The 5605-nt window shown below is 64.4% G+C and carries 4 protein-coding genes; 3 read left to right on the forward strand and 1 reads right to left on the reverse strand.

Annotated features, from left to right (window positions below; genetic code table 11):
• Positions 1–280: 280 nt before the first annotated feature.
• The 3 genes from rarD (at position 281) to CAK78_RS08550 (ending at position 2797) form a co-directional block, all read left to right on the forward strand.
• The gene (rarD, locus tag CAK78_RS08540) at positions 281–1183 is read left to right on the forward strand and encodes an EamA family transporter RarD (RefSeq protein ID WP_094697004.1); all 903 of its coding nucleotides are present in this window, start codon (positions 281–283) and stop codon (positions 1181–1183) included.
• A gap of 67 nt (positions 1184–1250) precedes the next feature.
• The gene (locus CAK78_RS08545; protein WP_094697005.1) at positions 1251–2069 is read left to right on the forward strand and encodes an AraC family transcriptional regulator; all 819 of its coding nucleotides are present in this window, start codon (positions 1251–1253) and stop codon (positions 2067–2069) included.
• An 80-nt stretch (positions 2070–2149) separates the two neighbouring features.
• The gene (locus CAK78_RS08550; protein WP_094697006.1) at positions 2150–2797 is read left to right on the forward strand and encodes a LysE family translocator; all 648 of its coding nucleotides are present in this window, start codon (positions 2150–2152) and stop codon (positions 2795–2797) included.
• Positions 2798–2895: 98 nt separating this feature from the next.
• On the opposite strand, the gene mgtA is transcribed toward CAK78_RS08550, so the two are convergent.
• Positions 2896–5605: magnesium-translocating P-type ATPase (gene mgtA / locus CAK78_RS08555; RefSeq protein WP_217900818.1), on the reverse strand; the 2710-nt coding region annotated here is incomplete at its 5' end.

Below are 5605 nucleotides of genomic sequence, written 5' to 3' on the forward strand. Positions count from 1 at the left end.
GTGTACTGTTTCTGGTAATAGGACTGCCGCTGCTGTTCTACATACTGGGACACGGTGAGGCCTACGTGACCTGGGGTCCGTGGATCTCCGCCATCGCACTCATGCTGTGGCTGCTGCTGGACGTGGACAAGATCCGCCGCGGCGGAGGCCGCTGAGCCGGGCAGTACACCGTTAAAATCCGCTGATCACCATTTATTCGCTTCTTTCCCCGCAAAAGGATCGCTACACTGATTTTTTGCGATGCGTTCCAGCATCCGCCTCTCCAGTGAAGGTTATCCGCATGCAGCAACACGTTCAGCGCCAGGGCGTCATCTACGCCTTGTGCGCCTATACCCTTTGGGGCCTGGCGCCCATCTACTTCAAGACCATCGCCGCCGTGCCGGCCGCCGAGATCCTGACCCACCGCATGATCTGGTCGTGCGCCCTGCTGCTGGTGCTGACCCTGCTCGGCCGCCAGTGGCACAAGGTACAGGCGGTGCTGCGTCGGCCGAAGGTGCTGCTCACCCTGGCCTTCACCTCCATCACGGTCGGCGGCAACTGGCTGCTGTTCATCTGGGCCATCAACAACGGCCACATGCTGGATGCCAGCCTCGGCTACTACATCAACCCGCTGTTCAACGTGCTGCTCGGCATGCTGTTCCTGAGCGAGAAGTTGCGCCGGCTGCAGTGGTGGGCGGTGGGACTGGCAGCGATCGGCGTCGCGATCCAGATCATCGCCTTCGGCTCCCTGCCCTGGATCGCCCTGGTGCTGGCCTCGAGCTTCGCCATCTATGGTCTCATTCGCAAGAAGCTGGCCCTCGACGCGCTGACCGGCCTCTTGATCGAGACTCTGATCATGCTGCCGCCGGCCGCCATCTATCTGTGGGGCTTTGCCGACAGCCCCACCAGCCATCTCACCCAGAATGACTGGCACCTCAACCTGCTGCTGATCGCCGCCGGTGCCGTCACCACGGCGCCGCTGCTCTGCTTCACCGCCGCCACCACCCGGCTCAAGCTCTCCACCCTGGGCTTCTTCCAGTACATAGGGCCGAGCCTGATGTTCATCCTGGCGGTCACCCTCTATGGCGAGGCGCTGGCACTGGACAAGATGATCACCTTCGCCTTCATCTGGAGCGCGCTGGTGCTGTTCAGTCTGGACGGGCTGCGCAGCGGCAAGCGCAAACAGGCGGCGGAGCAGGCTTGACGGCAAGGGGGCACAACGCTGCAATAATCTACAAGCCCATGTCCGGGTTTCAGGTTATCAATAGTTGATGAGCGCACCCCAATCCCGCATCCACTACTGGCAATCCCGGCTGCTGCCGGGAGTTGAACTCTCCCATTCCCACCACAGGGAGTTCAGCTATGGCCGCCATGTGCACCTGGACTACCACATAGGTCTGGTGCAGCAGGGCGGCCAGAAATTCATCCACAAGGGCAGCAGCCACCACCTGGTGCGCGGCGAGCTATCCACCGTCAACCCGGACGAGATGCACGACGGCCTCAGCCTGCTGCCGGAAGGGTACGAGGTGCGGGTGTTCGCCATCGCCCCCGAGCAGCTGGCCCGCTGGCTGCCGGACAGCCCGGAACTCTTCTTCGACCAGGGGCTGCAGCGCCGCCCCGACCTCTATCAAGGCTTCGCCCGGCTGCACATGTACCTGGACAATCCCAGCCCCGACGGCCTGCTGGCGGAGAGCCAGCTGCTGGCCCTGCTCGGCGAGCTGCTGCACATCGCCCCCGAGCGCCACGCCCTGGCCGACCCCCAGCTCAGGTACCTGCGCGACTACCTGATGGCTCGGCTGGATCAGCGCCACAGCCTGGAGGATCTGGCCGCCCTGTTCGGGCTGGATCGCTTCGCCTTTCTGCGCCAGTTCAAGAAGAAGACCGGCATGACCCCCTACGCCTGGCTCAAGCGACTGCGGCTCGAGCAAAGCAAGCGTCTGCTCGGCAGCGGCCTGCCGGTGAGCGAGGTGGCGCTGGCGGTCGGCTTCTTCGATCAGAGCCACTTCCATCACGGCTTTCGCCAGGCGTTCGGCCTCACCCCCGCCGATTTTCGCCAGCAGATGCTGGCCGCCAGCGGACGCACCGACTAACCCCAAGCTGCAATCTTTTACAATCCGGCGACCCCGCAATCCGCCATGCTGTCACCTCGTACCGTCATCGAGGTTTCACCATGTTTACCAGCCTGTTTCTGACCATAGGTCTCATCCATCTCATCGCCCTGGCGAGCCCGGGCCCCGACTTCGCGCTGATCCTGCGCACCAGCCTGCACAGACCTACCGCGTTGGGTGCTGCACTCGGCATCGCGCTCGCCATCCTGCTGCACGCCACCTTAAGCCTCACCGGCATCAGCCTGCTGATTGCCGAACACCCCTGGCTGTTCATGGCGGTGAAGGTGGTCGGCGCCCTCTATCTGGGCTGGCTCGGCTGGGGGGCGCTGAAGGCGGCCTGGCACAGCTCGGCCGAGCTCGCCCTGCATGCCGGCGGCGAGGCGCAGGGCTGGCGCAAGGGGGTGCAGCGCGGCATTGCCACCAACCTGCTCAACCCCAAGGCGCTGCTGTTCTTCATGGGGCTGCTGGCCGCCATGGTGACACCCCAGGTGGACGGCCTGACCCGCGGTCTGCTGGTGCTGGAGCTGTTCCTCATCTCGCTGGCCTGGTTCGGGGTGCTGGCCTGGAGCCTCTCCACCGTGCGGGCCCAACGCCTGCTCGGCCGCGTGCAGCGTCCGCTCAATCTGGTCACCGGCCTGCTGTTCGGCGCCGTCAGCCTCTCCATCCTGACCGGCATGGCCGGCGAGGCCTATGCCCTGGCCCTGCCCTGACCCCTGCCTTGCTGCCATGAAAAGAGGGATGGCCCGGGCCATCCCTCTTTGCGTTCATGTTTCCTGACCGGGTAACCGGCCCTCTCACTCACCCTTCATCAGAACCACTGACCGTGGCGCTTGATATAGATGCTCTTGACGGTCTGGGTCAGCCCCATGTAGGCCAGCATGGTGATCACCAGCCACATGAAGTACTTGGGCCCATCCAGGGTGATGAAGCCGAAGTGCTCGGCCAGCGGCGAAAACGGCAGGTAGCAGCCGATGGCGATGGCGATCGAGGTGGAGAGCAGCACCGGCAGGGTGGCGGTACTCTGCAGGAACGGGATCTTGCGGGTACGCAACATGTGCACCACCAGGGTCTGCGACACCAGCCCCTCGATAAACCAGCCGGAGTTCATGATGGCCTGACCGTTGACCAGCGGATCCATGCTGCCGTTGGCGGTGGCATAGAGGGCGCCGGCGCCGAACACGAACCACATCAGACAGTAGGTGCTGATATCGAACACCGACGAAGTCGGGCCGAGCCACAGCATGAAGCGCTTGATGTTGCTCGCCTCCCACTTGCGCGGCCGCTTGAGGAACTCGGGGTCCATCTTGTCCCACGGCAGCAGCATCTGGGAGACGTCGTACACCAGGTTCTGGATCAGCATCTGCATCGCCAGCATGGGCGCCCAGGGCAGCCAGGCGGAGGCCACCAGCACCGAGAAGACGTTGCCGAAGTTGGAGCTGGCGGTCATGTTGAGGTACTTCAAGATGTTGCCAAAGGTCTCGCGCCCCTTGATCACCCCCTCCTCCAGCACCATCAGGCTCTTCTCCAGCAGGATGATGTCGGCGGTCTCCTTGGCGATGTCGGCACCGCTGTCCACCGAGATCCCCACGTCCGCATCCCGCAGTGCCGGCGCATCGTTGATGCCGTCACCGAGGAACCCCACGGTATTGCCGTTGGCCTGCAGCGCCTTCACCACCCGCGACTTCTGCAGCGGGGTGAGCTTGGCGAAGATGGTGGTCTGTTTGACCGCCTCGCACAGCGCCACGTCGTCCATCCCCTCGATATCCTTGCCGAACAGCGGCACGCCGGGCGCCAACCCCACATCGCGGCACACCTTGCTGGTGATGATGGGGTTGTCGCCGGTCAGCACCTTGACCGCTACGCCGTACTCATTGAGGGCACGGATAGCCGGCGCGGCCGAATCCTTGGGCGGATCGAAGAAGGTGAGGAAGCCGCGCACCACCAGCTTGGCCTCGTCGCGGGTCTGATAGCTCTGCTTGCACTCGTCCGCCGGGATCTCGCGGGTCGCCACGATCAGCACCCGATAACCCTCGGCGTTGAACTCCTCGCTCTGGCGCAGCAGGGCGCGGCGATCGGCATCGGTCAGCTCCCTAACCTCCTGGCCATCGGCGATCTCGCTGGAGACGGCCAGCATCTCTTCCACCGCCCCCTTGGAGACCATCAGCTGCTGGCCCAGATCGTCCTGCACAATGACCGACAGGCGCCGGCGCACGAAGTCGAACGGCAGCTCGTCCACCTTGCGGTAGTTGGCTGGCTTGCAGCTCTCCCCCAGCGCATCGGCGTGCTCGACCACCGCGATGTCCATCAGGTTCTTCATGCCGCTCTGGTGATAGCTGTTGAGCCAGGCCAGCTGCAGGATCCGGTCGTCCCGGTTGCCACGCACATCGTAGTGGTGCTCGAGGATGATCTTGTCCTGAGTCAGGGTGCCGGTCTTGTCGGTGCAGAGCACGTCCATGGCGCCGAAGTTCTGCACCGAGTTGAGCCGCTTCACCACCACCTTGCGCTTGGCCATGGCCACCGCGCCGCGCGCCAGGTTGGCGGAGACGATCATCGGCAGCATCTCGGGGGTGAGCCCCACCGCCACCGCCAGCGCGAAGGTGAGCGCCGACATCCAGTCGCCGCTGCTGATGCCGCTCAGCATGAAGACGATGGGCACCATCACCAGCATGAAGCGGATCAGCAGCTTGGTGACGCTGTTCACGCCGCGATCGAAACTGGTCTCGATGCGCTTGTGGCTCACCACGTTGCGGGCCAGCGAACCGAAATAGGTGTCGCTGCCGGTGGCTACCACCACGGCGCGGGCGGTGCCGCTCACCACGTTGGTCCCCATGAAGCAGATGTTGGGCAGATCGAGCATCCCCCCCTCGGCTGCAGCGCTCCCTTCCGCCGACTTGCCGGCCACGGCGCCCAGGGTGTCGTACTTCTCCACCGGCAGCGCTTCGCCGGTCAGCACCGCCTGGCTGATGAAGAGATCGCGCGATTCGATCAGCTTGATGTCGGCCGGGATCATGTCCCCCGCCTGCAGGTGCACTATGTCGCCGGCCACCAGCTCGGTCATGGCAACCTCCTTGCGCTGGGGGGCGACTCCCGGCGAGGGGCGACGCTGTACGGTAGCGGTGTTGCGCACCAGTGACTTGAGCGCCTCTGCCGCCTTGGCTGAGCGGTACTCCTGCCAGAAACGGAGCAGACCGCTCAGACCCACCATGACGCCGAGGATGATCACCTTGACCCAATCCTCGTCGCCCGGCTCGGCCATCAGCACGTCCATCACGTAACTGACCAGCCCGAGCACGATCAGCACCATCACGAAGGGGTTCTTGAACGCCTGCAGCAGCTGGATCAGCGCATGGGGCGGCTTGTCGTGGGTCACCTCGTTGGGACCAAACCGGATCAGGCGGTTGGCGGCCTCGGTCGCGGTGAGGCCGTCGATGTTGCCGCGCACGGCGGTGAGGGTGTACTCGAGGGACTTGTCGGCCTCGTCGAGCACCCTGGAGGAGAGTTTCTCCCTGGCACTAGGC

The sequence above is a fragment of the Aeromonas sp. A35_P genome, from assembly GCF_002259925.1.
Taxonomy (GTDB): Bacteria; Pseudomonadota; Gammaproteobacteria; order Enterobacterales; family Aeromonadaceae; genus Aeromonas; species Aeromonas dhakensis.

Coding starts and splice junctions, on each gene's coding strand:
- CAK78_RS08550 (WP_094697006.1), top strand. CDS start 2,150: ATGTTTACCAGCCTGTTTCTGACCATAGGTCTCATCCATCTCATCGCC.
- CAK78_RS08545 (WP_094697005.1), top strand. CDS start 1,251: ATGAGCGCACCCCAATCCCGCATCCACTACTGGCAATCCCGGCTGCTG.
- rarD (WP_094697004.1), top strand. CDS start 281: ATGCAGCAACACGTTCAGCGCCAGGGCGTCATCTACGCCTTGTGCGCC.